Source organism: Mesorhizobium waitakense, from assembly GCF_056431085.1.
This window is the reverse complement of sequence record NZ_JBWKME010000110.1, coordinates 1-1,391: the sequence shown is the minus strand read 5'-3', so window position 1 is coordinate 1,391 and position 1,391 is coordinate 1. Positions and strand designations below refer to the sequence as shown.

Sequence of the window (1,391 nt, the reverse complement as noted above, 5' to 3'; positions counted from 1 at the left end):
GCCTGCCTATCCGGCGAAATGTATACGGCAACGCCGTCCGGATCGATCTTCGCCAAGTAGAATGCGCGATCAACGCCGCTGAGTTCGCAGTGCACCATGAACGGGAAGTCGCTGAATGAGGGCTCGCTAGCCGCAAGTGCTTGAAAGCTGAGCACCGCTGCAACCGAAACAACAATCACGGCAACGAGGGAAATTTGTCTGGCCATCTCGCGCTCCTTCGTCGAGCCACCGCCAAAACACTATGTGTCAAAAGGAGTTTCAAGCGTGCAACGATCTCACCGCCACGTCAATCTAGCATATTTAGACACAGACTCGTCGTCGGCCGTAAGGCACCGGCAGTCAAAACCTCGGCAAATCTCGGCTTTGCGAACCCGCTCCCAAGTCTGAAGGTTGCGGGCCCCGCCTGCACTGCTCTCACACAGCGGTCGACCGACAGCCTGCACGCTCAGTGAACGAACATCAGCGGGCTCCCCTCCGTGAAGTCGGACCAGGCGGTGTCGAGTGAAATGACGCTGACGATCTTTGAACCGCAGTTGCCGGCGGCAATCGCCACCAGTTCACAGCCCTGTTTCAAGCCAGGCGATGGCCTCGTCCGTTTCCCCTAATCCGAATTGCTTGATCTTGGGATGGACCAGGAGACTGGCGATGTGCGGCATGATCTTTAGGAACTCACTATCCGTGACAATGGCAATTCTTTGGATCTGTTGATGGTGGTCGGAGACGAATTTCAGATGTGCCATGAACGCTTCGAAACTCTCCCAGCCCGGGAATGACTCCGTTCGGATCATCAGGCGCGTCGGCCGGTTCTGCGAACTGCTGTCTGCTTCGATCTGCTCAGCGAATTTTGCGAAGTCGGCTTCCTCAAGAGGTCCGTCTGCAGTCACGATCAGGATGTTTGGTTCGTTCAACAGCTCGAAACGAAGCATTGAGGCTCCTCCTCTTTTAGGCAGGTGACGCCGGCTGGCACCGCGATCGCCGGCCGGTTCTCAGGACCAGTTTAGCCCGCACCTCCGGCGTAGACACCGATCAAGTGCATATTGTGAAGGATTACCTGCAGACCTAAGGCAGCCTGGGTCACGCCAAGCACCACCGCAAACACTTGCAGTGCGGTTCCGGTCCATCTGAGAATAGTCTCAGCAAACAGCATCGCCAGCCAATTGAGAGCCAGGATCAGCGACACAATTCCGGCCACTGTGATTGATTGGTCGTGGTGACCAGTGGCCAGGGTGGCAAACACGATGACTGCTGCAATGCCGTAAGGCGTGACGATCGTCGGGAAAGCAAGGGGTGTGAGTGCAAGACCCAAGTCCGCCGGCTGGCCATACTCCTGCTGCAGGCCTGGCACGCCGGCGGACTGATGCAGCACGGTCTGCAAGGCCACAAGAAACAGG

Annotated in this window: 3 protein-coding genes and 1 pseudogene; all 4 read right to left on the bottom strand. The window is 57.2% G+C overall.

The genetic code is table 11. The features are described 5' to 3' along the window. Positions 1-206: pseudogene (locus AC07FD_RS24110) on the bottom strand (hypothetical protein); the annotation flags it as partial. A gap of 239 nt (positions 207-445) precedes the next feature. Then, complete coding sequence (locus AC07FD_RS24105; RefSeq protein WP_478351878.1) at positions 446-574, bottom strand: hypothetical protein; 129 nt, start codon at positions 572-574, stop codon at positions 446-448. Continuing rightward, positions 558-926 (bottom strand): SpoIIAA family protein, encoded by a 369-nt coding sequence (locus AC07FD_RS24100; RefSeq protein ID WP_478351877.1) that lies wholly within the window; start codon positions 924-926, stop codon positions 558-560. The genes AC07FD_RS24105 and AC07FD_RS24100 overlap by 17 nt, the downstream gene beginning before the upstream one ends. Before the next feature lie 71 nt (positions 927-997). Continuing rightward, a partial coding sequence (locus tag AC07FD_RS24095) for a MarC family protein (protein ID WP_478351876.1) occupies positions 998-1,391 on the bottom strand: 394 nt, incomplete at its 5' end.